Source organism: Rhizobacter sp. SG703, assembly GCF_012275445.1.
Classification (GTDB): domain Bacteria; phylum Pseudomonadota; class Gammaproteobacteria; order Burkholderiales; family Burkholderiaceae_C; genus Rhizobacter.
This window is the reverse complement of record NZ_JAAZQK010000001.1, coordinates 142,257-165,386: the sequence shown is the minus strand read 5'-3', so window position 1 is coordinate 165,386 and position 23,130 is coordinate 142,257. Positions and strand designations below refer to the sequence as shown.

Here is a 23,130-nt window from a genome sequence, read left to right as displayed (position 1 = left end):
CCCTCTCCACTCAGCGAAGGAGCCCGATGGCACCCACGCCGAAGCTCACGGCCCGGTCGCGCACCGGAGCCGCGACTTCGGTCACCTCGATGCCCGTCAGGTTCTCCAGCGTCGGCTTTGCCGCAACGCCCTTCGTGCCGCAGTAGCCGTCGGGCGCGAAGCGGTCCAGCGCAATCCGGTACTCGGCCACCTCGGGCTTCACGGCTTGCATCACCATCGGGTAGCAGCCGAGCCTCTGCGTGGCCTCGTCCGGACCGACCAGCCGCACGCGCAGGCGAGTGCTGGTGGTCGAGCTGAGCCTGATCGTCAGGACCTTGTAGCTGCCGGCTTTCACCGGCATCGCTCTCGGCGCACCGATGTTGACCCCGACGCCACCCCACTGGCTCGCACCCTTGCCGAAGAATTGCCCGGTCACGACGAGGAGGTCGCCTTGCACGGCCAGCGGCGACATCGACGCATCGCCCTGCTTCTCGGAAAAGGTGAAGGTGGCGATCGGCCCGCCTTCCGGCGTGCGCGACGGGTTCTTGATGGTCGCCCAGGACCGATCCGCCGATTCGGCCTGCACGCCGACCGGCGACGCGGTCGGCACGGCCATGGGCCTGGGTGGAGGCGCGGCAGGCGCGTCGGTCCGGAACGGGGCACAGGCGCCCAGCAGCGCACACGCCGCCGCGGCCAGGAAGGGGCTGAACTTCATGCCATCTCCTTGTGGGTTCGTCGGGCGCCGGTCACTGACCCGACAGCAGGACGGGTTTGCCGATGACCACCGACACCGCATCCAGGCCCGCGGTGCCCTTGAGTTCGCGGATCTGGAACTGCTTGAGCCTGGTCAGCGCCAGCGCGGTGTCGGGACGCGTGGCACTGGACGCGGCGCAGCTGGCATCGGGGTTGTTGGCCAGGCTGAACGACGAGAACGGAATCACGCGGGTCGCGGCGGTGGCGCTCAGGCCGGTAACCACATAGCTCGGAAAGCAGCCGTCGTCGACCGCATCGGCCGACTGCAGCATGACCACGACCTGGCTGTTGCTGGTGGATGCCAGGTTGATGCTCAATGCGGGCCAGCCGGACACGTCGCGCGTGGCGGTCAGCGGCAGCACGGCCACGGTGGCGGCCCAGGATTCGGTGGCCGACGTCCGATTGCCGGTCAGCGTGTACGCCGAGGCGCTTTCGGCGAGCGCACTGCCCGTGGCGCCGGTGCCGTACTCGAACGAGAACGGGCCCGTGATCGACACGGCCGCAGTGGCCGGTGCGGCAGGCTTGGGCGCGAAGGCGATGCTTCCCACATGGATGCCCACGGTGGCGGAACCGCTGGACGGGAAGGCTTCGTCCGACACCTCGAGGGCCCCGATGTTGGCCAGCGTGCCGGCCAGCGCCGGGTTGGTGGCGGTCGGGCCGGTGCAGAAGTCGGGAAGCTTGAAGTTCGCATCGGTCAGCGCCAGCTCGTAGTTCGTCTGGGTGGCCGTGACGGTCACGCTGGCCGCCGGCACGCAACCGTTGGGCGTGGCGCCCAGCGCCTTGATCTTGAACTTGAGCGTCTTGTTGGTACCGGTCGACGCCAGCGAGAACTGCACCTTGGTCGCGCCGGACTGGATCTGGTTGCGATCGGCATCGCGCAGCGGGATGTCGATGCCCACGCCGCCGAAGGTGCTGGCGCCGGCGTTGTTGAAGCTGCTGCTGACGTTGAGGAGGTTGCCGCTGACGCTCAGCGTCGGCGCGCTCGGCAGGTCGCCGACCTTTTCCGAATAGGCGAATGCCGTGGCCGTTCGCCCCTGGTCGGTGCGGCCGTCGGCCGCGGTGAACGATGCAACGACCTGCCCGTCGATGGTGACCGGCACGGCGGGCGCAGGCGCCGGCGCTTGCCCGGCGGGCGGCACCGGGGTGCCTCCGCCGCCGCAGGCGGACAGCAGCAGGAACAGGGTCGAGATGGCGGCCAGGCGATGGGAGTTGTCGATGTTCATGGGGTCATCTTTGCGGTGGGGTGGTAGGCGATTGCCCGCACGTGGCGGGCGGACGGATCGGCGTTGCGCCGCGACGCGGCGAACGCGGGAAATCGATGTCGGGGTGGAGGTGCCGGGCATGTCGGCGCGAACGGCGGGGCGGGATGCTCGCGAACGTCCCGTGGCGACCGCTCATTGGCCGTACAGCGCATCTTTCAGGTCGGCGCGGAAGGCGCCGGCCCCCGACGGGTCGTAGACGCCGAAACCCGAGGCCAGCTCCCAGTAGAGCCAGCTCATGCCGCGCGCTTCGATCAGGTCGCGCATGGCTCGCGAGTAGCGCTGCCGCGCGGCGCTGTCGGCCGCCGAGAAGGCCCCGAACTCGCCGACGAAGACCGGGTAGCCGACCTTCACGCCATAGGCTTTCGCGACGTCCAGGCCCCAGGCCATCTTCGACAACTGGTCCGCCGCGCAACAGTCCTGCCCGACCGGCAGCGGCGGCGTGACCCACGAGGCCCCCTGGTGGGTGAAGCTGAACGGCTCGTAGTTGTGGACGGTGAGGATCAGGTTGGCGTCGTTGGGCAGCACCAGCTTGGACAGGTCGGCCGCGCTGTTCCAGCTGGTCGGCCCGATGACGATCAGGCGCTGCGGGTTGTCGCGCCGGATGACGCCGACCGCCCGCGCCATCAGGTCGTTCCAACGGCCCGTCAGGCTGCCGTGCGGTTCGTTGTAGGGCTCCAGGATCAACCGGTCGCTGCGGTTCTTGTAGCGGGCCGCGATCTGTCGCCACATCGCGAGGAAGCGCACTTCCACGACCGCGGGGTCCACCGACCGCTCGTTGGCGTCCAGCGCATCGCCGTCCAGCTGGCGATAGTGGTGCATGTCGAGCAGCACGTGGACACCCTTGTCCAGCAGGCGGTCGACCACGCTGTCCACGCGCGAGAAGAAGACCGGATCGATCACGGCCGCGGCGTCGGCCGAGGCGTGGTTGCTCCAGCGCACAGGCAGCCGAACGCTGGCGAACGTGCCGCCATCGAGCAGGTCGATGAAGCGTTGCTCCACGGTCAGGCCCCAGTCGCCTTCTCTCGGCGACTCGAGCATGTTGCCGAAGTTCACCCCGCGACCGAGCGCCGCCGCCGCGGCGGTGGCCCGCGCCGAGGCGCCAGGAGGCGTGCCGGTGGCCGCTGCCGGGTAGTCGGCCAGCGATCCCGCGTCGGACGCCGTCGCGCCGCCGGCGCCACCGCACGCCGCCAACCCCGCGGAGAGAAGAACCGTGGTCGCAACGAGTCGTGCAATCGATTGCAAGGCCGGGGAAGAAAAGCCTGGAAAAGTCATGCCAGAGGTGCCGCAAGTCGAGATCACGTCCGTCTTCATCATTCGTACTGCTTCCGGTCAATGGGAGGGGAAAAGATCTGCAATCGATTGCAAGCTGAATGAATGTTGCAGCGAAGTTACTCCTTGTGTCAACTGGTCCGTGCCGTATCATCGGGTTAGCGTGAATTACTCGACGGTCGGCCCTTCTTTTCGCCCGGCCGGCGTCAACCCGCACCACCGAAGCAGCAGCCTGCCGGAAGATGCCCGGCGCAATCGTTTCCACCAGTCGTTTCCACGAGTCGTTTCCACGCATCGCCAAGGAGCGCCCTGTCGGGCCAGCATGTCAATGAGCAGTGCCAGAAAAGCAAGCCCAGGCAGCCCGGCGAACCGAAGCGTGCCGGAGCAAAGCGCGACCCTCCAGGATGTCGCGCGATTGGCGGGGGTGTCGGCCAGCACCGTGTCGCGCATCCTCAACGGGCAGGTCGACTCGTCCCGGCGCGACGCCGTCGAAGCCGCGATCAAGAAGCTGCGCTTCAAGCCCAACCTGGTGGCGAAGAGCTTGCGCAGCGGCGTGAGCATGACCATCGGCGTGCTGATGCAGGACTTCGACAACCCCTATACCTCGCACGCAGCCACCGGCGTGGAAGACGAGCTGAGGAGCAGCGGCTACACCCCGATCCTGGTCTCGGGCCACTGGAGCCGCGAAGGTGACGAAACGGAACGCGTTCGCCTGCTGATGTCGCGCAAGATCGATGGCATCGTGGTGATCGGTGGGCGGCTCAGCGACGCGCAGTTGCTGGACCTCTCCGAGCACCAGCCCATCGTCGTGATCGGACGCGAATGCCATGGCCCTCGCCTGCGCTCGCTCGACATCGACCAGCGCGGGGGCGGCTACATGGCAACCCGTCACCTGATCGAGTTGGGGCATCGGCGAATCGCCCACATCTCGGGGATCGAGTACCAGCCCGACGCGATCGCCCGCATGCAGGGCTACATGGATGCGCATCGCGATGCCGGTCTGTCGGTCGACCAGCGTCTCGTCGTGCGCGGTGACTTCTCCGAGCCGGGGGGCTTGCGAGCGATGCAGGCGCTGCTGGACTCCGGCATCGGATTCACAGCGGTCTTCGCGGCGAATGACCCGACCTTGAACGGCGCCCGACTGGCCTTGTTCAATCGAGGCATCGACGTCCCGGGGCAGGTTTCGCTGGTGGGATTCGACGGCTTGCCTCCTTCCGAGTATTGCGTGCCGCCGACCACCACCGTTCGGCAACCCATCTACGAGATGGGCTGTACCGCCGCCCGCGAACTGCTTCGGTTGCTGGGCGTCAAGCAGCTGAACGACACACCGATCGGGTCGCTGGAATTGCGGCTGGTGGTGCGGGGAACCACGGCGGCGCCGCCGCACTCGGCCGACTGACCTGCCGCGGGAGCGCCTGTTTCGACGGCTGCCTGCGTCGCCTTCCTCACTTGAGCTTGCCGGTTCCGGGCGCGGAACTGAACGTCTCGGTGCGGCCGCATGCCGGCCCGAAGGCCCTGATCTACTTTGGCGGCAACGCGGAGGATGTCTCGGCCAGCCTGGCGTCGTTCTACCGCGCCTTCCCGGACCGCGCCCTCTACCTGCTCGACTACCGCGGCCATGGCAAGTCGTCCCGCGCGCCAGCACCGAACGCCTGAAGGCTCGCTTCGCCCCCGGCGTGGCGTCGCTGGTGGTCGTTCCCGGTACGGGACACAACACGATCTCGACCCCGGCCCCGGCCCAGTACCTGGAGGCGATGCGGGCGCCGTGACGCAGGCCGTCGTCACATCGTCCGCGCTACCCGCCCTGCACCCGGATCTGCGGGTACTTGTCGTCGTAGAAGGCCACCCGCTGGCGCAACGCCAGGTGCTCGTCGTAGGGTGATTCGTAGGTCCACACCGCGCCCTCCAGCGGCTTCGCGCCGGCCTTCAGGTCGAAGTAGGTGGCATGGCCCTTGAACGGACAGTCGCTGGTCACGCTGGAGGGTGCCAGCATTTCCATGCGCACATCGGACCGCGGAAAATAATAGCGTGCCGGCGCCTGGTCTTCGTCGACGCGGATGACGTCGTCGGACTGTGCGACCGTCACGCCGTCGACCTCGACCTTCATCGTGTGCGGCACGCGGGATTCCAACACCTTGTGCTCGGGATGCTGCCGGTGGCCGGGGGACTTGCTCATGATCGCGCTCCTTGTCACCTCGCATGAGGCTCACCCTTGTGCGGGCAAACGCCGTACCCGGCACCGACCTGCGTGGACCTCAGCTCCCGCCGAACCGGTGCTCGAACTCCAGCCAACCTTGCCGGCCATGCGCGCTGTAGAAGCCGACCGGGTAGAACGGCCAGCCGCCGGTGTCGTCGCGCACCGTCTTGTTGGCCACGTTGTTGACGATCACCGTCAGCCGGGTGTGCTTCGCGAACTGGTAGCTGCCGCTCAGGTTGTGCAGCCATTGCGGCGCCACCCAGCCTTCGTCGCCGTCCGGGATGCGGCCGAAGCGGCTGGACGTGAGCGTCGCGCCCCAGTCGCCGAAGCTGCCATCCAGCGTCGCCACCAGCTTGCTCGGCCAGCCGGTGAAATCGCGCGTGCCGACCTGGTTGGACGCGCTGTCGCCGGCGAACTGCTGGTACACGAAGCTTTGCACCCGCGTGTACTTGACCGCCGCCTGATACCGGCCCCAGCCTTCGACAGCCCAGCGGTATCTCACGCCGAGGTCGAAACCGCGCGTGCTCTCCTGCGCGGCGTTGATCGGGTTCACCGCGATCTCGTAGACCTCGCCGGGCCGCACGACTGCATCGGCGGCATTGCGGCGCACGCGCGACAGCGTGTCGATGCAGGTCGGGCTCGTCGCGTCCTTCGCGCCGCTGCGGCAATCGGCCTCGTCGCGCAGCAGCTTGTCGGCATCGAGCGTCGTGACGAGGTTGTCGATCTCGATCTTCCAGAAGTCGATCGAGGCCTCGAACTGCGCGCTCGGCGACCAGAACGCGCCCAGCCCCCAACTGCGGCCGTTCTCCGATTTCAGGTCGGCGCTGCCGTTGCTGACGTAGTTGAAGCCCGGCGACAGGTTGCTGAACTCGCAGCTCGCCACCGGCTGCCCGGCCTGCGCGCAGCGGTAGTAGTCGGTGGACGACGCGTAGTAGCCGCGGCTCTCGGCGGTGTAGATGTAGCTCATGTCCGGCGCCCGGAAGCTGGTCGCGTGGTTGGCGCGCAGCAGCAGTTCCCTGCCCGGCCTGAACTCCAGCCCGGCCTGCCAGGTCAGCTTGTCGTCATGCCGGCCGGCGAAGGCGTAGTCGTCGTAGCGACCGGCCAGCGTCGCCGTCACCTGGCGCGACAGCGGTGCGTTCAGTTCCGCGCCCAGCGCCTGGCGCTGCCGCGTGCCCTTCGCCTCGGCGACTTCCTTGGTGTTGTAGAACACGCCCTGCCCCAGCCGCGGATCCGAGCGGTTGCTGAAGCCCTGCGAGCCGATCTCGGCCACCGCCGCCAGCTGCAGCGGGCCGGCCGCAAGCGCCAGCAACTCGCCACGCACACTGGCGCTCAGGCCGTGGTTCCACGAGCGGTTGTCGCCTTCGCTGGCACCGCTGATCGAGCCGAACTCGGCCGGGGTCAGCGGCGTGTAAAGCCGCGCCGGATCCGGTGCGTAGATCGGGATGCCGTCGGCGTCGGTGCCCTGCTGCGGGCCGAGGAAGAAGCTGTCGACCGAGGCCAGCAGCCGCGGCGTGGCCGTCTTGTTGCGGTAGCCCGAGGCGTTGTAGGCGAGCTCGTAGTTCCAGCCGTCGACCAGTTCGCCGCGCGCGCCCAGTGCGAGGTTGCCGGTGCTGTCGCGCCATTCGCGGTTGAAGCGCGTCACGCCGCCGAGCTCTTCCGGCGCGAGGCGGCGCGTCCAGGTTTCCAGGTCGCCGGTGCTGGCGTTGCGGAAGTAGCTGCTGCTCGCGCCGAGCGAGGTCCAGCTCGGGCCGCGGGTGTTGTTCTCGGTCCTGGCCACGCCCAGCAGCGCTTCGGCGAACAGCGTCGTCTTCGGCGTCAGCGCGATGTCGAACAGGCCCGCGAGGTTCGCGGTCCGGTTGCCGGTCTGCGTGGTCCAGTAGGTCGGCTGGGCTCGTCCGCTCGCGCAGTAGTTGCGGCTGCCGGCCTGGTAGTGGGTGGTGCTGCCGTCGAACAGCCCGCCGAGCGCACCGCAGCCGGCGCCGGGGTCGACGTAGGCGCCGGTGTCGGCATTGCGGCGCGACGCGATCGCGGTCGGCGCTGCGCCGGCCAGCGTGGTGTCGGCCATGAAGTCGCGCTGGCGGCTCCAGATCGGCTGGCGCTTGCCGAGTTCGAGCCCCCACACGCCGGTCACTGCGTCGCTCGCGACGCCGCCGCTCAACTGCACGCGCAGGTTCTCGCCGCCGCCCTGCTGCGTGCTGCCGGCCTTCAGGTTCAGGTGGATGCCGTCGAGCCGCTTCTTCAGGATGATGTTGACGACGCCGGCGATCGCATCGGAGCCGTAGATCGCCGAGGCGCCGCCGTCGAGGATCTCGATGCGCTCGATCAGCGCCGACGGAATGTTGGCGAGGTTCACGAAGTTGACCTCGCCGTCGTAGGCGGTCGGGTAGTCGGCGACACGCCGCCCGTTGACCAGCGTCAGCGTGTGGTTCGGCCCGAGGCCGCGCAGGCTGATCGCATTGGCCGCCGGCGTGAAGGTGTTGCCGAAGTCCTCGCCCTGCGTGAAGCCGGTGTTCTGCGTCAGGCCCGCGAGCGCGTCGAACACGTTCCTGTAGCCCAGGCGCTCGATGTCGCCGCCGTTGATCACGGTGACCGGGCTCGGTCCCTCGGCCTGGGCGCGCAGCAGGCGCGAGCCGGTGACCTGCACCGCAGGGGTGGTCACCGCGTCCTGCGCGGCGGCCGGCCGCGGCGCGAGCCCGGCCAGCAGCAGCGCGGCGGCCAGCGTCGAAAGGCGGGATGTCGAAACGGTTCGTTCTGTCGCGGCGATGGGCATGGTTCGGTCGGGTGGGACGGTGGTGCCGCAGCCTACGCAGCGACATCCGCCGGCACAACGAAGCGAAGCTCAGATGCAAAGGCGAATTGCGATGGCGCGGTGAGGAAATGTGTCGATCGGCGTTCGCATCGATTCGCTTGCCGATGATCCGAACGCGCACGAGCTCCCCTGACCGGTCGACGAGAATGCGGGGCGCCTGCACGACCCGCCCGATGGACATCTCCCTTCAGCCCACCCTCACCCCGATCCAGACCCTGGCCCGCCTGCGCGCCGGCGAACTGCAAGGCTGCACCCGGCTCGACCTGCGCGGCTGCGGCCTGACCGAACTGCCGCCCGAGGTGCTGGCGTTGGCCGACACGCTCGAGGTGCTGGACCTGTCCGGCAACGCGCTGGGCTCGCTGCCCGACGGGCTGGCGCGGCTGGCCAGGCTCCACACGCTGTTTGCGTCCTTCAACCGCTTCGACGCGCTGCCGCCGGTGCTGGGCCGCCTGCCGGCGCTCGACACGATGGGCTTCAAGGCGAACCAGATCGCCGACGTGCCGGCCGCGTCGCTCGCGCCGACGCTGCGCTGGCTGATCCTGACCGACAACCGCATCGCGGACCTGCCGTCGACGCTGGCCGATTGCACGCGCATGCAGAAGCTGATGCTGGCCGGCAACCGGCTCGCGCGGCTGCCGGCCGGCATCGGCCGCCTGCAGCGGCTCGAGCTGCTGCGGCTGTCGGCCAACGCCTTCGAGCGCGCCGACCATGCCCTGCCCGACGAACTGCTGGCGCTGCCGCAACTGGCCTGGCTGGCCCACGCCGGCAACCCGTTCAGCGCCGCGCGCGAACAGGCGGCACAGGCGCTGGCGACCGTCGAGCCGATCGCCTGGCACGACCTGCGGCTGCACGCGCTGCTCGGCGAAGGCGCGTCCGGCCACATCCATGCCGCGCAGTGGCAGCCGGCCCACGGGCCGGCCCGGGACGTGGCGGTGAAGCTGTTCAAGGGGACGGTGACCAGCGACGGGCTGCCCGCCTGCGAGATCGCCGCGACGCTGATGGCCGGCCGCCACCCTCACCTCGTCGGCGTGCTGGGCGCCCTCGCCGGCCATCCGCACGGAACGCCCGGCCTGGTGCTGCCGCGCCTCGGGCCGCAGTGGAGGCCGCTGGCCGGCCCGCCCAGCATGGCCAGCTGCAGCCGCGACGTGTACGGCGCCGACCAGCGCCTGCCTGCCGAGCAGGTCAGGTCGGTGGCCCAGGCGGCGACGGCTGCGCTGGAGCACCTGCATTCATGCGGGCTCAGCCACGGCGATCTCTATGCGCACAACCTGCTGGTCGATGGCGAAGGCCGTGCGGTGCTCAGCGACCTGGGGGCGGCATCGCTGCTGCCGGACGACGGCGCGCAGCGCGCCGCACTGCAGGCGCTCGACCGCCGCGCGCTGGACATCCTGGTCGACGAACTCGCGCTGCTGGTCCGCGCCTGAGCCGTCGCCACGGGGCCCGATCAGGCCGCCGCGCGCGGAAACACCTCCTCCAGGAACGAAATGAACGCCTTGACGTTCGGGCTGCCGCGCCGGCTCTCGGGCCAGACGGCGGTGATCGCCGACCGGTCGACCGAGAACTCGCCGAGCACCGGCACCAGCAGGCCGCGCTCCACGTAGGGCGCCGCGATCCACGACGCCGTCATGCCGATGCCGCCGCCGGCGGCCAGCACCTCGACGACCGCATCGCTGACATCGACCACGATGGCCGCGTCGGGCGTGAACTCGATGGTGCGGCTTCCGACCTGGAACAACCACCGCAGCGGCTGCCCCGACGTCTGGTAGCGGAAGTTCACGCAGTCGTGGTCCCGCAGGTCCTCCGGCTTGCGCGGCGTGCCCCGTGCCGCCAGGTAGCCCGGCGATGCGTACGCGCCGACCCGGTTCGGCGCGAAGCCGCGCGAGATCAGCGTGGAGTCGGCGAGCTGGCCGACGCGGATCGCCACGTCGATGCCCTCCTCGACCAGGTTGACGAACCGGTCGTTGAGCCGCAGGTCGATCTTCAGCTTGGGATGGCGACGCCGGAACTCCGGCAACGCCGGCGCGAGCAGGCGCGTGCCGATCGGCAGCGGCGCCGCGACCTTCAGCGTGCCGGCCGGCTCGGCCCGCGCCGCGGCGGCGGACTGGACGACGTCTTCGGCGGCGCGCAGCAGCTGCAGGGCCCGCTCGTGCAGGTCGCGCCCCTCCGGCGTCAGCACGAGCGAGCGCGTGGTCCGCGTGAACAGGCTCAGGCCCAGCTGCTGCTCCAGGCGCTGGATCGTCTTGCTGACGGCCGACGGCGACACCGACAACGACCGCGCCGCCGCCGTGAAGCTGCCGTACGACGCCGCACGCGCAAACGCGACGATGCCGGTCAGGCGCTCCAGGCTGATTTGTTCCGTCATGGCACTTGATAAGTGAATCCCGGAGGGATTATCAAACGGGCGGCAGAACTCCACAGTCCTTCCATCACAACCATCACGAAGGACATGGCGATGACGGCAACGACGATGAAGGCCGTGCGGATGCACGAATTCGGCGGCCCGCAGGTGCTGCGGTACGAGGATGCCCCGGTGCCCGAACTGAAGCCGGGCGAGGTGCTCGTCCGCGTTCGCGCGGTGGGCATCAATCCGCCCGACTGGTACCTGCGCGACGGCTACCGGAGCCTGCCTGCCGACTGGAGGCCGCCGGTGCCCTTCCCCGCCATTCCGGGCTGGGACGTATCGGGAATCGTCGAGGCCGTCGCGCCCGACGCCACCGGCTTCGCGGTGGGCGACGAGGTGTTCGGCATGGTCCGGTTCCCGAGCTTCGGCGGCGAGAGCGCGGCGTATGCCGAGTACGTCGCCGCGCCGGCGTCGCACCTGGCGCGCAAGCCGGCCGGCATCGACCACCTGCAGGCCGCGGCGGCACCGATGGCCGGCCTCACCGCATGGCAGTACCTGATCGAGCTGGGACACGATCACCCCAACCCGCTTCAAGCGCAGCGTCATCGCCCGGTGCCGCTGGCCGGCCGCAAGGTGCTGGTCAACGGCGCGGCGGGCGGCGTCGGGCACCTCGCGGTGCAGCTGGCCAGGTGGCAAGGCGCGCAGGTCATCGCGGTGGCGTCGGGCGCCCACGAGTCGTTCCTGCGCGACCTCGGGGCCGACGAATTCATCGACTACACCCGGCGCCCGCCGGAGGACGCGGTGCGCGACCTGGACCTCGTCGTCGACACCCTCGGCGGCCCGACCACCGGCCGCTTCCTGCGCACGCTGAAGCGCGGCGGCGCGTTGTTCCCGGTGTTCATCGGCTTCCGCGACGCCGACCAGGCCGAGCAGAGGGGCGTCACCGTGTCGATGACGCAGGTGCGCTCGAACGGAGCGCAGCTCGCAGCCTTCGGGCAGCTGCTCGACGCCGGCACGGTCCGCGTCGCGATCGACAGCACGTTCCCGCTGGCGCAGGCCCGCGAGGCGCACGAGCGGGCCGCCCGCGGGCACATCCAGGGGAAGATCGTGCTGACGGTCGCGTGAGGAACGCTTCAGCTCGACCCGGCATCGGCGTTGGATGGAACAACGCGGGTCGCCACCTGTCGCGGTGTCTGGCCAAGGAACCGCCTGAGCGAATGGGTCAGGTGCGCCTGGTCGGCAAACCCCAGCCCGGCGGCGACCTGCGATGGCGCCTGGCCCTCGCGCAGCAGCCGCGCCGCCTCGTGGGCCCGGGCGATCTGCTGGAAGACCTTCAGGCCGAGGCCGGTGACCTCGGCAAAGTGACGTTGGATGCTGCGCTCGTCGAGCCGCTGCCGCACGCCCTGCAGCGCGCGCGAGACCACCGGATCGCGCTCCAGCAGGCCTTTGCGCGCCAACGCCGCCACGAGGTGTTCGACGTTGTCGAAACTCGGGATCTCGAAGCGTTCCGGGCCGATCCAGAAACGGCGATCGTCCTCGACCGGGCACGCGACACCCTGGTTGAACGTCAGTCGCCCCGGCAGGCGGGGCATGTAGACCTCGGGCTTGAAGGCGATCGTCAGCATCTCGTCGCCGGCCTGCCCGTCCACGGCCAGCGGTGCCGCGATCTGCCCCGTCTGGATGACGATCGGCGGGCCGCCGGCGCGGCGCAGGAACAGCAGGTCCCACGAGCCGTCGGGCACGGCCATGTCGCGTGCATCCGCGTCGTAGCGGGCGTGGCGGACCTTCGCCACCAGGGGCGAGTCCGCCGCGCGCTGTTCCTCAGTGATCGGTCCTTCCATCGGAGCCCTGTTGCGCCTGCAGCCCGCCGAAGAAGCGGCGCAGCTCGTCGGCGACGAGTCGGGGGTCGGTTTCGTTCGCGAAGTGGCCGCCACGCGGCATCTCGGACCACTGTACCAGCCGGGTGTGCGAGCGCGCCGCGAAGGACCGGACCGAGCGGAAGTCGTTCGGGAACACCGCCACCGCGGTCGGCGTGGGGTTCGGCAGCTCGCGATAGCCTGCGCCGCTGGCCGCGTTGGCCAGGTAGAACGCCGCGGCCTGGCCGCCGGTGCCGGTGAACCAGTAGAGCGACAGGTGCGTGAGGAAGCGATCGCGGTCGACCTCCGCGGCGCGCTCGCCTTCGAAGCCGAAGAACAGCTCGGCATTCCACGCCAGCAGCGCGACCGGAGAGTCGACCAGCCCGTAGCCCAGCGTGCCGGGGCGCTTGGACTGGATGTCGACATAGCCGGCGTACTTGCGGAAGTAGTCGAGGTTCTTGAAGCCGTCCATCTCGAACGCAGACAACGCGTCCATCTCGCCGGGGGTGCCCTGCGGGAACGCGAAGATCTGCTGCACGTGGACGCCGGCCAGGCCGTCGGGCGCGAGGATGCCCAGCTCGCGCGCGATCAGCGCGCCCGCATCGCCGCCTTGCGCGCCATAGCGGGTGTAGCCGAGCCGCTTCATCAGCGTGTCCCAGGCCGCCGCGCAGCGGGCTGCATCCCAGCCGGTGGCGGTCAGCGGCGACGACAGCCCCATGCCCGGCACCGAGGGGATCACCAGGTCGAAGGCCGGCGAGGCACCGAGGCCGTGGCCGCGGGGGTCGGTGAGCGGCCCGATCAGGTCCAGGTACTCGGCCGGAGAACTGGGCCAGCCGTGCGTCAGGATCAACGGGAACGCATCGGCCTCCTTCGACTTCACGTGGATGAAATGGATGGTCTGGCCGTCGATCTCGGTCACGAACTGCGGATGGCGGTTCAGCAGCGCCTCCTGGGCACGCCAGTCGAACCCGTCGGCCCAGTAGGCGGCGAGCTCGCGCACCAGCGACAAGGCCTGGCCTTGCCCGAAGCCGGGGTCCACCGGCTGCGGCCAGCGCGTGGCGGCAAGGCGCTGCCGCAGGTCGGCGATCTGTGCTTGCGGGATGTCGATGCGAAACGGGCGGATGGTCGTGTTCATCGTGGCTCCTGGCAGTGATCGGTGGTGAGGGCTTCACTGTCCCGCAAAGGCGCATTCCGATCTTGTAGAAATCCGACACCCGGGCCCGCGGGCGGGACGCTTCAGTCCAGCATCGGCGTCAGGTCCGGATCCCCGTGGGCCATCGCGCGCCGATAGGCCGGCCGCTCGCCGATGCGCTGCAGGTAGCTTCGGATGTTCGGGAACGGCGCGAGATCGACCGGCTGGAAGAGGCGCATCGTGGTCAGCGAGACCACGCTCATGATGTCGGCCGCGCTGAACTCGCTGCCCGCGAACCAGGGCGCCTCCCCGAGCCGGACCTCCACCAGCGCGAAGATCCGCGCCAGCCGCCCCTGCAGCGCCAGCAGCACCGGGTGGTCCGCCGGGAGGTTCACGCGGCGCAGGAAGATCATGCGCACCATCGCCGGCTGCAGGTTGCCGTTGGCGAAATGGAACCAGTAGAGGAAGGACGCGAAGTCGGGATGCGCCGGCCCGGGCTTGAAGCGGCCGCCGCCGTGCTGGACGATCAGGTATTCGACGATGGCCGCCGATTCGGCCAGCCACAGCGCGCCGTCCTGGATCAGCGGCGCCGAGCCGAGCGGATGCAGCGCCTTCAGTTCGGGCGGCGACAGCAGCGACACCGGATCGCGGGCGTAGCGCCGCAGCTCGTACGGCAGGCCCAGTTCTTCGCAGAGCCAGACGATGCGTTCGGATTGGGAATGGCCGAGGTGGTGGATCGTGATCATGGGCGTCGATGGACGTTGGGGGGATGGAGGCTTCAGCCCGCGCGGTCGTGGCCGCGCACGGCCGTCGGCGCGAAGCCGAAGCGGTGCCTGAAACGCACCGCGAAGCGGGAGGGGGATTCGTAGCCGACCGCGAGCGCGATCTGCGCGACGGACTGCGTCGTGGCCTGCAGCATCGTCAGTGCGGTGGCCATGCGGGCGTCGGCCAGCAGGTCGGTCAGCGACGTGCCTTCGGCGGCGAGGCGCCGGCGCAGCGTGGCCTCGGACAGCGCCATTCCGGCGGCCACCCTGCCTGCCGGCCAGGCCTCGTCGAGGCGGCCGGCGATCAACGCACGCAGCTGGATCGAGACGCCGGGATCGGCCGGCGCGCTGCGCAGCACGATGCCGTCTTCCAGCAGCCAGTGCATCACCTCGAGCACGCGCAGGCGCACCACCGCGCCGGGCAACTTGTCGCCCAGCGCCAATGCCTGGCCGGCCCGCTCGAACGCGTCGGCCAGGTTCGCCGGCACCCGCCGCAGCAGCTGCACCGACGCCGTCGGCCTGTCCCGCGATGCAACCTGCGACGCGAGGCCCAGGTAATGGGCATCGGCCAGCAGCGCGTCATCGAACAGCAGCCAGCGCGCTTCATAGTGCGTGCCGTCGGGCACCGAGTTCGTGAAGTCGACGGTCTGGTGGCCGCCGAGAACCACGGCCTGCCCCGGAACGGCCTCGACGCCGGCGCCCCGCTCGGTGCGGATGGCCTTGACGCCGCGGTCGACGAGGATCAGTGCGGGCTGGTCCACGCGCATGCGCAGGATCTTCAGGCCCTGCCCTTGCATCACATGGGCGGCGATCCCCACGCCGGGGCGGACGTGCAGGCTGCGCGCCAGGTCGGCGCCGTCGGGCAACGGGCGCGTGCCGCGGGTCGGGCTTGAAAGCATGTGGTGGACCGGTGGAACGGAAGTTGGAACGCATCCAGTCTAGGGTCCGACGCGGCACGGTTCGGTGCGGCACCCTTCGGCTTCGGTGCCGATCCGATCGAGTTGATGTTTATGCTTGGCGCGATGGACCAGCTGCATTCAATTCGCGTCTTCGTCGCGGTGGCCGAGACCGGCGGTTTCGCAGGCGCCTCGCGCAAGCTCGACCTCTCGCCGGCCAGCGTGACGCGGGCCGTCGCCGACCTGGAGAACCACCTGGGCGTTCCGCTGTTCACGCGAACGACGCGGGTCGTGCGTCTGACCGATGCCGGCGCGACCTACCTGGAGGACGGCCGGCGCCTGCTCTCGGAGCTGGACGACGCCGACAGCGCGGTGACCGGCGTGCACGGCACGCCGCGCGGCCGCGTGACGATCACCGCCCCGGCGATGTTCGGCAACCTGTACGTCACCCCGCTGGTGGCCGACTACCTGGGCCGCTACCCGGACACCCAGGCGGCGTGCCTGTTCGTCGACCGCGTGGTCAACCTGGACGACGAGGCCGTCGACGTGGCGGTGCGCCTGGGCGAGCTGCCCGATTCGTCGCTGCAGGCGGTGCGTGTGGGCACGATCCGCCGCGTGCTGTGCGCGTCGCCGGCGTACCTCGCGCGCCGCGGCATGCCGCAGCACCCGCGCGAGCTGGCGGACCACACCGTCATCTCTTCGACCGGCCTGACCGCGACCACGCGCTGGCGCTTCGCCGACGGCGACGACACGCTGGCCTGCGACCTGCGCCCGACGCTGATGACGACGTCCAACGACGCAGCCATCACGGCCGCGGCCGCCGGCCTCGGCATCGCGCGCCTGATGTCGTACCAGGTGCGCGAGCCGCTGCGCGACGGCCGGCTGCAACTGATCCTCACGGCCTACGAGACCGGGCCGGTCCCGATCCACGTGCTGCATCGGCAGGGCCGGCGCCCGAACGCGAAGGTCCGGGCGCTGCTCGACCTGCTGATCGAGGGACTGCGCGCCGATCCGGCGCTCCATCCATCGGCCTGATCGGCGGACCTCCGTGGGGGGCAGGCACATCGAGTGAAGGCGACCTGGCGACCCCGGCTCACTGCGCGATGTAGCGCCCCGGCGTGGTCCCCATCGCCTTGCGGAACATCGTCACGAAGCTGCCCGGGCTTTCGTAGCCGAGCCCGTCGGCGACCTGCTGGACCGACGCGCCGGTGCCCAGCCATTTCACCGCCAGCATCAGGTGCAGCTGCTGGCGCCAGCGGCCGAAGCTCATGCCGGTTTCGTTGGCGAGCAGGCGCGCCATCGTCCGCTCGCTCAGGCCGGCCCGCCGCGCCCAGCCCTGCATCGTGGTGCGGTCGGCCGGGTCGTCGATGATCATCTCGACGATCCTGCGCAGGCGGGCGTCCGCCGGCATCGGCAGGCGCAGGTGCCCGGTCGGCGTCGCAGCGAGTTCATCCACCAGCAGCGCGGTCACGCGCGCGTCCATGCCCTGCTCCGCATAGAGCGTCGGCAGCGTCGAGGCGCGGATCACCAGCTCGCGCAGCAGCGGCGTCGTCGACAGCGCGCAGCAGTGCGACGGCAGGTTCGACGCGGCCGCCGGGTCGATGAAGACGACGTAGCCCTCCATCCCGCCGGCACCGGTCACCTTGTGCGACATGCCGCCCGGGATCCAGATCGCACCCTGCGGCGGCACGAGCCAGAAACTGCCTTCCACCTCGCAGGTCAGCACGCCGCGCATCAGCAACAGCAGCTCGCCCTTTCGGTGGCTGTGGAAATCGATCTTGCGCCGCTGGCCGGGGTGCTCGGCCACGCCGCCGATGCTCAGCACCGGGCGCGGCACGAGATCGGGATCCGCCCAATCGGCGGCAAGCTCACTCAGCAGGGGCATGGGGTGTCGGACTCGGTGGCGCGGTGTTGCCGTCGCGATTGGCAGGATCTCCGAAGATTCTGGCATTGCCGCCCAATGCGCCCGCCAGCTTCCCTGCCTACGATGCGCCGACACACTCTGGAGCACACGAGACCATGGATTCATTGAGCACCGGCCGCGTTGCGCGGACCTTGGCGCAACTGTTCACCGAAGCGGAGCAGGCCGACCGGCCCTTGATGGCGCAGTTTGCCGACGCCGAGCAACCCGAGCAGCTGATCGCGGACACCATCGCCCACCATGTCGCCGAAGAACGCCGCGACCTGCGCGGCTTCTACCGCGGCTACGCCGACAACTACCTGAACGTGGCGCCGGAGTACGGCCGCTTCCTCTACCAATGCGCCCGGGCGCGCGGCGCGACGAGGATCGTCGAGTTCGGGACGTCGATGGGCATCTCGACGATCCACCTGGCCGCGGCGCTGCGCGACATGGGTGGCGGCCAGCTGATCGGCACCGAGCTGGAGCCCGGCAAGGCCGCACGCGCACGTGCCAACCTCGACGCAGCGGGACTGGCCGACCTGGTCGAGATCCGCGTGGGCGATGCACGCGACACGCTGGCAGGCCTCGGCAGCGAGGACGGCGGCAAGGTCGACCTGGTGCTGCTCGACGGCGCGTTCAGCTTGTACCTGCCGGTGCTGAAGCTGCTCGAACCGCACCTGAAGACCGGCACGCCCATCCTGGCGGAGAACGCCTTCGACCACGACAACGAATACCTGGCCTACGTGCGCGACCCAGCGAACGGCTACCTCTCGCAGCCGATCCCGATCAGCGAGGGGCGGGGCAACGAGTTCAGCGTGTTCACGCGGGTCGCGGCCATCTAAGACCCCGTGTTCCACGGGCGGACGACGAGCCTGATCTTTCCGGTGATGCCCGGCTTCTTCGGGTTGTCGAACGGGATCTCGATCTTCACCGCGTTGCCGACCAGCTCCGAATACCTGAGCTTCTTCGTGGCAACGCCGTCCGACTTGCTGAGCCAGTTGTATTTCACCGCCCATTCGTCACCGGGCGCCTGCGGCGGCGTCATCTCGATGATCGCGGTGTCGCGAAACAGGTTGCCCCCTTCGTAGTGCTGGTCGGGCCAGAAGCGCTTCTCGACCTGGTAGTCGGGCACCCGGGCCGCGAACGTCATCGCATAGGCCAGCGAGGGGCGGTCCGTGTTGACCCGCGCGCGGTTCGACAGGAAGACCGTCGACATGTAGATCGACGCATCCTCCGGCCGTTCGGGGGCCACCAGCTGGCGCTGCGTGCGGCACGCCGGAGAGTCCTCCTCGGCCACCCTGCGGCTCAGGAACCAGCGCTTGCCGCGCGCCGCCGCCAGCAGCTCGAACTGGTACAGCGCATCGACCTTTCCGGCCTGGTCCTCCAGCGCGGCCGGCAGCCTCAACGCCTCGATGTCCACCCAGATGTCGACCCGGAGGTCGCCGAAGAGAAAGCGCACGAGGTTCTGGAAGGCCTCTTCGGAATTGACGATCCCGAAGTGCCCCGAATGCGAGCGGTAGGCGTACGCCGTGGCGACCGGCCGCGTCGGCCGCAGCGTGGTGCGGTCCACCCCCCACAACGACGCGTTGGCAATGCGCACCAGCCCGTCGCTGCCGTGGCCCACGAAGGCCCGCACGACACCCTGGGCCACCTCGTAGTCGCCGCGGTTGGTGCCCACCATGCAGAAGATCCGGTCGGCGCCCAGCACGTCCTCGGGGATGAAGTCGACCCGATCGCCATTGGCCTTCGCGATGTCCGCCATGTCCAGGAAGTCGGCCATGCGCTCGCGGTTGAAGGTGTTCGATTCGGCGGCCGACAGCCACGACGGCACGTTGATGCCGCCGACGTCGATGCCGTTGTGCGGCGTCGCGAAGGTGAACAGCTTGTCGACGCTGCGCCGCGCGTCGGGGTGCCCCAGCTTCGGGTTCTGCAGGAATGCCCGCGCCACCAGGCCCCCCATCGAATGCGCCACCAGGTAGCAGCGGAACCTGTCCGGATCGGGGGTCGTGCCATCGGCGTTGCGCCAGGCGCCCACCAGGGCCTTGATGCGCAGGATCAGGTCGCTCAGGCCTTGCGCGTAGGCCTCGATGCTCTTGGCCTTGCCGTCGCCGAGCACGCCCGATCCGTCGTCGTAGTAGCGGTAGACGACCACCGATTGCGCGGGAATGCCCTCTCGCTTCTCGCCGTTCGGCCCGGGCGCCGGTGCCCAGTCGGGGTCGAGGATGTCCGCGCCGTTCTGGTAGACGTGGCGGTAGCCGTAGTCGGTGACCAGGCGCAGCACCGGCGATTCGAAGACGAACTTGTCGGCGCGGGCGGTCTTGTCCGGCGTGGCCCGGTAGACGGTCGAGCCGACGTTGAACCCGCAGAACGGGTCTGCGGCCGTTTCATTGCGCTCCGCTTCGGTCATCGCATAGCCGCGGATGTAGACGATGGGGTGCAGACTCATGCCCGGCTCCTTGGACTCACGCGGGTGTCCCGGCCGGCGGATCCTGCCGGCCGACGAGGATGCTCTTGATCGTGTCGGACGCAAATCCGATGACGACGAGCTGCCACCAGCTCCCGCCGGTGCTGGCGTCGCTGACGGTCTGCGACGCGAGCGTCGCCAACGGCACCAGCAAGGCCGCACCGATCTGCAGCATCTCGATCCAGAAACGCTGCGAGCCTTCGCGCGACCGGCGACTGCGGTAGACCGGCTCGGACTGGCGGTACCAGACCAGGTCGGCTGCCGTCGCGCCGGGTGGAAGCGCGATGAACCTGCCGCCCGAATCGCTGAACGCGACCGAGATGTCGCTGCGCTTGATGTCGCGTTCGAAGTAGTGGTGGACCGACCAGCCCTGCTCGCCGAGCGGCTTCTCCGGCACCGGCGCCTCGATGCCCACCACCCAGCCGCCGAACCGGTGCAGCTGGCCCCAGACGGCCCGCGCCAGGTTCCACCGCCGCCGGTCGCAGAAGGTCCAGTGGCAGGTCACCCGCTCGCGGGCCGCCGCGGTGTTGAACCGCGCATCGCGGAACCGGACGCTGAAGCGGATGCGCTGGTTCGGGCGCGGAATCGCCGGATCCATCGTGATGTCGGCCATGCCGGCCCGCAGCGCTTCGATGACCTTCGCTTCCGAGACGTTCTCGGCCAGTTCGCGCAGCAAGGACCTGGCCTGGCGAAGGTTGTCCAGCACCGGCGTCGCCAGCAGGTCGGCCAGTTCCTTCTGCTGGTCGATCCAGTGATCGTTCGCCTGGGTCGGCAGCAGGAACTCGAATTCCCACAGCAGGTTCAACGCATAGAGCTGCAGGTCGGCGCGTGTCGGGCCGACGTCCCGGATCCACTGGATGCCGTCGTGGTCGTCCGCGGCGGGCAACAGGCGTGGGTCCGGAACGCAGGCCGACATCGGCCCCTTCAGGTTGTTCGACAGCTGGAATGTCCCCCGGTCGTCGATGCGGAAATGCGCCTTGATCGCCTTCCACCGCCCCGACAGCAGCGCTTCGAAAGCTTCCTTCTCGGCCTGCGTCGGCTCCCTCAGCAGCTTCTGCGCGGCCTCCAGGCGCTGGTTGACGAAGACCCATTCCTCGTCGGACAGGCTGTCCTGCTTCAGCACCTCGGACGCGGAGGCGATGTGCGTCTCGACCTGCTCGATGCGCGTCGGCGCCGGGTTCTGCGTGGTGGCCAGCTTCAGGCGGATCAGCGTCGCGTCGAGCCGCCGCACGGCATCGATGCGGCGTTTGAGCGTGGGCAACGCCTGCTCGACCCGGCGGGCGCACTGGGCATAGCTCGGGCTGATCGGCCATTCGGACTGCCGCAGTTCGTCGAGCGCCAGCCGCTCGACGCGCAGCAGCACCCGCAGCGTGCTGTCGACCTCGCTCGAGATCGTGCCGGTGAGCTTGGCGGCTTCCGACAGCTGGTCCTTCAACAGGTTCTTGCGCTTGATGTTCGGCACCGAGACGTGCAGGAACAACGACAGCAGCGCACCGGCCAGCAACAGGCCTCCGACCCGCGCCAGGGTCTTCGAGAGCGACCAGGTCGACGGCTCGAGCTGCAGCTCGATCGGCAGGTTCTGCTCGTGGATCAGGCCGCCCGCGTCGCCCTCGAAACGCAGCGTCAGCAGGCCGCTGCGCCGGGCGCTGCGCGCGAACCCGGTCGCCGGGTCGACGAACCATTCAGCCGGCGGATCGATCAACCGCAGCGTGATCGCGGCGTAGCGCGGCACCGAGAAGCTGTTCCACGCGAGGTGGGAATTGCAGTCCTCGTTGCGGGCGGGCGACGATGCAGGCGCGGACACGGCGTCCGGCACCGGTGCCGCGCCCGCATGCCCGGCGCCGGGAAAGACGTCGGTTCGGAGATGGCAGGCATCCTTGTCGGCCACCCGCAGGCGCACCCGGACCGTCCGGTACTCGAAGCCCGACGGGTTATCGAGCGACAGCGTCAGGCCCTGGTCCTGCCGCGCGACGTGCGGCGACGGATTCGCGGCCCGGAGCACCAGCCCCGCCTTCGAGAAGCGGAGCACCTCGACCTGGCGTCCCTTGTAGAACAACGGGGCGCTGCTCTCGCCGAACGCGAAGAGGCCCGTCACGCGCAGCGTCACGGCGTAGTCGCTGCGGGTGTCCTTGACCCGCTCCTTGTCGAGCAGCGCGACCTCGGGCCGGACGACCAGGCCCGGCTGGCCGGCTGCGACCAGGAGCCCGGTCGACAGGTCCGCGCTCGACGGCTCCGCGTCGGTGTCGCGCAGCACGACGCGCACGACGGCGTCATTGCCGTTCGCGGCGACGACGGCGACCGGCTGCCCGATCCCCATGCGTGCCTGCGCCGGCGCGCTGGCCGGCTGCGGAACTTCCTGCGCATCGGCTTGCAGGCCCGCCGTCGCCAGCCACATGACGGCGACCCCGATTGCGATTCGCACGTGTGACAAGGCGTCCTCCGTTGCGAGCGGCTCGCGCCCGCGTCACGCCAGTCCGAGCGCCTGCAGTGTCTGCCGCCCGGCCTCGCCGTCGGCCACCATCCCTTGCGTCAACTGGAAGGCATGCACCGCCGCCGCCGTGTGCGGGCCGAAGCTGCCGTCGATGTCGCCCGGCGAGAAGCCGCGTTCGGCCAGCCGTCGCTGCAGCCGCTCGACCAGCGCGCCCTTCATCGGCGGCTGCTTCAGCCGCAGCACCAGGCCAGGCGGCTGCGCGGGGCGCATCAGGTCCGGCTCGTCGTACTGCAGCATCGGCGGCAGCACGCCGATGTCCCAACGCCGGCCATCGACCTGGCCGCGGATCACGCCGGTCTTGCTGGAATGGGCCTCCACCGTGCCGCCGGTGCCGTCGGAGATCGCGATGTGGCCGATCAGGTTGCTGGCCGGAAAGCGCAGCAGGAACGCGCCGGGGATCGACTTCGCCACCACCAGCGCCGTGCCGCGCCCGGTGGCCTCGGCGTCGCGGCGCCAGTAGCCGGTGTAGGCGTCGGCCGTCGCCGGATCGCGGTCCTGGTCGCAGCCGAACAGGCGGCCGCTCGCCTGGAACAGGCACCACGACGCGAACTCGGCGCAGTCCCACGGGCCGGCCCAGCCCGGGTTGTCCTTCGGCACCTTCGCGCCCAGCACATACGCTTCGCCGACATGGCGCGCCGCCAGTGCCAGCAGTTCGTTGCCCGTTGCCATCGTCGCGTCTCCTGTCGTTCAAACCACGGTGGCGATCGCGGCCTTGACGCCGTCGACCAGGGCGCGCTGGAACGCATTGATCGCACGCTGGGCGATTGCCTTGGTGAGCACGGCCACCGCCTGCAATTCCGCTTCGAGCGTCTTCGCTTCGTCGTCCATCTCGGACTCGAAGGTGTCCTCGTCGATGTCGCCGACGGCAAATGCCTCGGCGACGGCCAGGATGGCGGCTTCATGGCCGTGGCCGATCTCGCGCAGGAAGTCTTCCACCTGGGGCGCCGTCTCGCGGACCGCACCGGCGGCCGCCCCCACCGCGCCTTCCAGGATGGCCCCGATGTCGATGCTCATGGA

The 23,130-nt window shown here is 69.8% G+C and carries 21 protein-coding genes; 6 read left to right on the top strand and 15 right to left on the bottom strand.

What is annotated here, in order from left to right:
* Positions 1-10: 10 nt before the first annotated feature.
* From FHT26_RS00680 to FHT26_RS00670, 3 genes are read right to left on the bottom strand one after another with little or no spacing between them, the layout of a single operon-like run.
* Positions 11-694: a hypothetical protein gene (locus FHT26_RS00680; RefSeq protein WP_168558284.1), complete on the bottom strand. Its 684-nt coding sequence runs from the start codon at positions 692-694 to the stop codon at positions 11-13.
* A 31-nt stretch (positions 695-725) separates the two neighbouring features.
* The gene (locus FHT26_RS00675; RefSeq protein WP_168558283.1) at positions 726-2,075 is read right to left on the bottom strand and encodes a hypothetical protein; all 1,350 of its coding nucleotides are present in this window, start codon (positions 2,073-2,075) and stop codon (positions 726-728) included.
* Between the two features lie 51 nt (positions 2,076-2,126).
* The gene (locus tag FHT26_RS00670) at positions 2,127-3,185 is read right to left on the bottom strand and encodes a glycoside hydrolase family 5 protein (RefSeq protein ID WP_168558282.1); all 1,059 of its coding nucleotides are present in this window, start codon (positions 3,183-3,185) and stop codon (positions 2,127-2,129) included.
* 406 nt (positions 3,186-3,591) lie between these two features.
* Here FHT26_RS00670 and FHT26_RS00665 point away from each other — a divergent pair, with 406 nt between their 5' ends.
* The gene (locus FHT26_RS00665) at positions 3,592-4,662 is read left to right on the top strand and encodes a substrate-binding domain-containing protein (protein ID WP_210427192.1); all 1,071 of its coding nucleotides are present in this window, start codon (positions 3,592-3,594) and stop codon (positions 4,660-4,662) included.
* A 50-nt stretch (positions 4,663-4,712) separates the two neighbouring features.
* Entirely contained in the window at positions 4,713-4,919 is a 207-nt protein-coding gene (locus FHT26_RS00660) for a hypothetical protein (protein ID WP_210427191.1), read from the top strand.
* 139 nt (positions 4,920-5,058) lie between these two features.
* Here the strand turns inward: FHT26_RS00660 and FHT26_RS00655 are convergent, their stop codons facing one another.
* Both FHT26_RS00655 and FHT26_RS00650 read right to left on the bottom strand, forming a co-directional pair.
* Complete coding sequence (locus FHT26_RS00655; protein ID WP_168558281.1) at positions 5,059-5,439, bottom strand: DUF427 domain-containing protein; 381 nt, start codon at positions 5,437-5,439, stop codon at positions 5,059-5,061.
* Positions 5,440-5,518: 79 nt separating this feature from the next.
* Entirely contained in the window at positions 5,519-8,230 is a 2,712-nt protein-coding gene (locus FHT26_RS00650; RefSeq protein ID WP_246867654.1) for a TonB-dependent receptor plug domain-containing protein, read from the bottom strand.
* A gap of 212 nt (positions 8,231-8,442) precedes the next feature.
* Between FHT26_RS00650 and FHT26_RS00645 the strand changes: the two genes are divergently transcribed.
* Positions 8,443-9,693, top strand: coding sequence for a leucine-rich repeat-containing protein kinase family protein (locus FHT26_RS00645; RefSeq protein WP_168558280.1), 1,251 nt, complete (start codon positions 8,443-8,445; stop codon positions 9,691-9,693).
* Positions 9,694-9,713: 20 nt separating this feature from the next.
* Here the strand turns inward: FHT26_RS00645 and FHT26_RS00640 are convergent, their stop codons facing one another.
* Entirely contained in the window at positions 9,714-10,631 is a 918-nt protein-coding gene (locus FHT26_RS00640) for a LysR family transcriptional regulator (protein WP_168558279.1), read from the bottom strand.
* 90 nt (positions 10,632-10,721) lie between these two features.
* On the opposite strand from FHT26_RS00640, the gene FHT26_RS00635 reads away from it, so the two are divergent.
* Positions 10,722-11,735, top strand: a complete 1,014-nt coding sequence (locus tag FHT26_RS00635) for an NADP-dependent oxidoreductase (protein ID WP_168558278.1) — start codon at positions 10,722-10,724, stop codon at positions 11,733-11,735.
* An 8-nt stretch (positions 11,736-11,743) separates the two neighbouring features.
* Here the strand turns inward: FHT26_RS00635 and FHT26_RS00630 are convergent, their stop codons facing one another.
* From FHT26_RS00630 to FHT26_RS00615, 4 genes are all read right to left on the bottom strand, one after another.
* Positions 11,744-12,451 (bottom strand): helix-turn-helix domain-containing protein, encoded by a 708-nt coding sequence (locus FHT26_RS00630; protein ID WP_168558277.1) that lies wholly within the window; start codon positions 12,449-12,451, stop codon positions 11,744-11,746.
* Entirely contained in the window at positions 12,432-13,601 is a 1,170-nt protein-coding gene (locus tag FHT26_RS00625; RefSeq protein ID WP_168558276.1) for an epoxide hydrolase family protein, read from the bottom strand. The genes FHT26_RS00630 and FHT26_RS00625 overlap by 20 nt, the downstream gene beginning before the upstream one ends.
* Positions 13,602-13,702: 101 nt before the next feature.
* Positions 13,703-14,344, bottom strand: coding sequence for a glutathione S-transferase family protein (locus FHT26_RS00620; RefSeq protein WP_168558275.1), 642 nt, complete (start codon positions 14,342-14,344; stop codon positions 13,703-13,705).
* Between the two features lie 32 nt (positions 14,345-14,376).
* Complete coding sequence (locus FHT26_RS00615; protein ID WP_168558274.1) at positions 14,377-15,261, bottom strand: helix-turn-helix transcriptional regulator; 885 nt, start codon at positions 15,259-15,261, stop codon at positions 14,377-14,379.
* A gap of 123 nt (positions 15,262-15,384) precedes the next feature.
* Here FHT26_RS00615 and FHT26_RS00610 point away from each other — a divergent pair, with 123 nt between their 5' ends.
* Positions 15,385-16,293: a LysR family transcriptional regulator gene (locus FHT26_RS00610; RefSeq protein ID WP_168558273.1), complete on the top strand. Its 909-nt coding sequence runs from the start codon at positions 15,385-15,387 to the stop codon at positions 16,291-16,293.
* 58 nt (positions 16,294-16,351) lie between these two features.
* Here FHT26_RS00610 and FHT26_RS00605 read toward each other — a convergent pair whose 3' ends face one another.
* Entirely contained in the window at positions 16,352-17,143 is a 792-nt protein-coding gene (locus tag FHT26_RS00605) for an AraC family transcriptional regulator (protein WP_168558272.1), read from the bottom strand.
* A 134-nt stretch (positions 17,144-17,277) separates the two neighbouring features.
* On the opposite strand from FHT26_RS00605, the gene FHT26_RS00600 reads away from it, so the two are divergent.
* Entirely contained in the window at positions 17,278-18,000 is a 723-nt protein-coding gene (locus FHT26_RS00600; RefSeq protein WP_168558271.1) for an O-methyltransferase, read from the top strand.
* On the opposite strand, the gene FHT26_RS00595 is transcribed toward FHT26_RS00600, so the two are convergent.
* From FHT26_RS00595 to FHT26_RS00580, 4 genes are all read right to left on the bottom strand, one after another.
* The gene (locus tag FHT26_RS00595; RefSeq protein WP_168558270.1) at positions 17,997-19,604 is read right to left on the bottom strand and encodes an esterase/lipase family protein; all 1,608 of its coding nucleotides are present in this window, start codon (positions 19,602-19,604) and stop codon (positions 17,997-17,999) included. The two genes, FHT26_RS00600 and FHT26_RS00595, sit on opposite strands and share 4 nt — an antisense overlap.
* 16 nt (positions 19,605-19,620) lie before the next feature.
* Positions 19,621-22,017, bottom strand: coding sequence for a hypothetical protein (locus FHT26_RS00590; protein WP_168558269.1), 2,397 nt, complete (start codon positions 22,015-22,017; stop codon positions 19,621-19,623).
* A 69-nt stretch (positions 22,018-22,086) separates the two neighbouring features.
* Positions 22,087-22,782: a peptidoglycan-binding domain-containing protein gene (locus FHT26_RS00585; protein WP_168558268.1), complete on the bottom strand. Its 696-nt coding sequence runs from the start codon at positions 22,780-22,782 to the stop codon at positions 22,087-22,089.
* 18 nt (positions 22,783-22,800) lie between these two features.
* Positions 22,801-23,127, bottom strand: a complete 327-nt coding sequence (locus FHT26_RS00580) for a hypothetical protein (protein WP_168558267.1) — start codon at positions 23,125-23,127, stop codon at positions 22,801-22,803.
* Positions 23,128-23,130 lie beyond the last annotated feature (3 nt).

What these genes read in the sequence shown, in the direction of transcription:
- FHT26_RS00655 (WP_168558281.1), bottom strand. Translation starts at nt 5,439, where the DNA reads ATGAGCAAGTCCCCCGGCCACCGGCAGCATCCCGAGCACAAGGTGTTG.
- FHT26_RS00585 (WP_168558268.1), bottom strand. Translation starts at nt 22,782, where the DNA reads ATGGCAACGGGCAACGAACTGCTGGCACTGGCGGCGCGCCATGTCGGC.
- FHT26_RS00645 (WP_168558280.1), top strand. Translation starts at nt 8,443, where the DNA reads ATGGACATCTCCCTTCAGCCCACCCTCACCCCGATCCAGACCCTGGCC.
- FHT26_RS00580 (WP_168558267.1), bottom strand. Translation starts at nt 23,127, where the DNA reads ATGAGCATCGACATCGGGGCCATCCTGGAAGGCGCGGTGGGGGCGGCC.
- FHT26_RS00590 (WP_168558269.1), bottom strand. Translation starts at nt 22,017, where the DNA reads ATGTGGCTGGCGACGGCGGGCCTGCAAGCCGATGCGCAGGAAGTTCCG.
- FHT26_RS00630 (WP_168558277.1), bottom strand. Translation starts at nt 12,451, where the DNA reads ATGGAAGGACCGATCACTGAGGAACAGCGCGCGGCGGACTCGCCCCTG.
- FHT26_RS00665 (WP_210427192.1), top strand. Translation starts at nt 3,592, where the DNA reads ATGAGCAGTGCCAGAAAAGCAAGCCCAGGCAGCCCGGCGAACCGAAGC.
- FHT26_RS00640 (WP_168558279.1), bottom strand. Translation starts at nt 10,631, where the DNA reads ATGACGGAACAAATCAGCCTGGAGCGCCTGACCGGCATCGTCGCGTTT.
- FHT26_RS00615 (WP_168558274.1), bottom strand. Translation starts at nt 15,261, where the DNA reads ATGCTTTCAAGCCCGACCCGCGGCACGCGCCCGTTGCCCGACGGCGCC.
- FHT26_RS00610 (WP_168558273.1), top strand. Translation starts at nt 15,385, where the DNA reads ATGGACCAGCTGCATTCAATTCGCGTCTTCGTCGCGGTGGCCGAGACC.
- FHT26_RS00625 (WP_168558276.1), bottom strand. Translation starts at nt 13,601, where the DNA reads ATGAACACGACCATCCGCCCGTTTCGCATCGACATCCCGCAAGCACAG.
- FHT26_RS00595 (WP_168558270.1), bottom strand. Translation starts at nt 19,604, where the DNA reads ATGAGTCTGCACCCCATCGTCTACATCCGCGGCTATGCGATGACCGAA.
- FHT26_RS00635 (WP_168558278.1), top strand. Translation starts at nt 10,722, where the DNA reads ATGACGGCAACGACGATGAAGGCCGTGCGGATGCACGAATTCGGCGGC.
- FHT26_RS00650 (WP_246867654.1), bottom strand. Translation starts at nt 8,230, where the DNA reads ATGCCCATCGCCGCGACAGAACGAACCGTTTCGACATCCCGCCTTTCG.
- FHT26_RS00605 (WP_168558272.1), bottom strand. Translation starts at nt 17,143, where the DNA reads ATGCCCCTGCTGAGTGAGCTTGCCGCCGATTGGGCGGATCCCGATCTC.
- FHT26_RS00620 (WP_168558275.1), bottom strand. Translation starts at nt 14,344, where the DNA reads ATGATCACGATCCACCACCTCGGCCATTCCCAATCCGAACGCATCGTC.
- FHT26_RS00680 (WP_168558284.1), bottom strand. Translation starts at nt 694, where the DNA reads ATGAAGTTCAGCCCCTTCCTGGCCGCGGCGGCGTGTGCGCTGCTGGGC.
- FHT26_RS00600 (WP_168558271.1), top strand. Translation starts at nt 17,278, where the DNA reads ATGGATTCATTGAGCACCGGCCGCGTTGCGCGGACCTTGGCGCAACTG.
- FHT26_RS00675 (WP_168558283.1), bottom strand. Translation starts at nt 2,075, where the DNA reads ATGCCCGGCACCTCCACCCCGACATCGATTTCCCGCGTTCGCCGCGTC.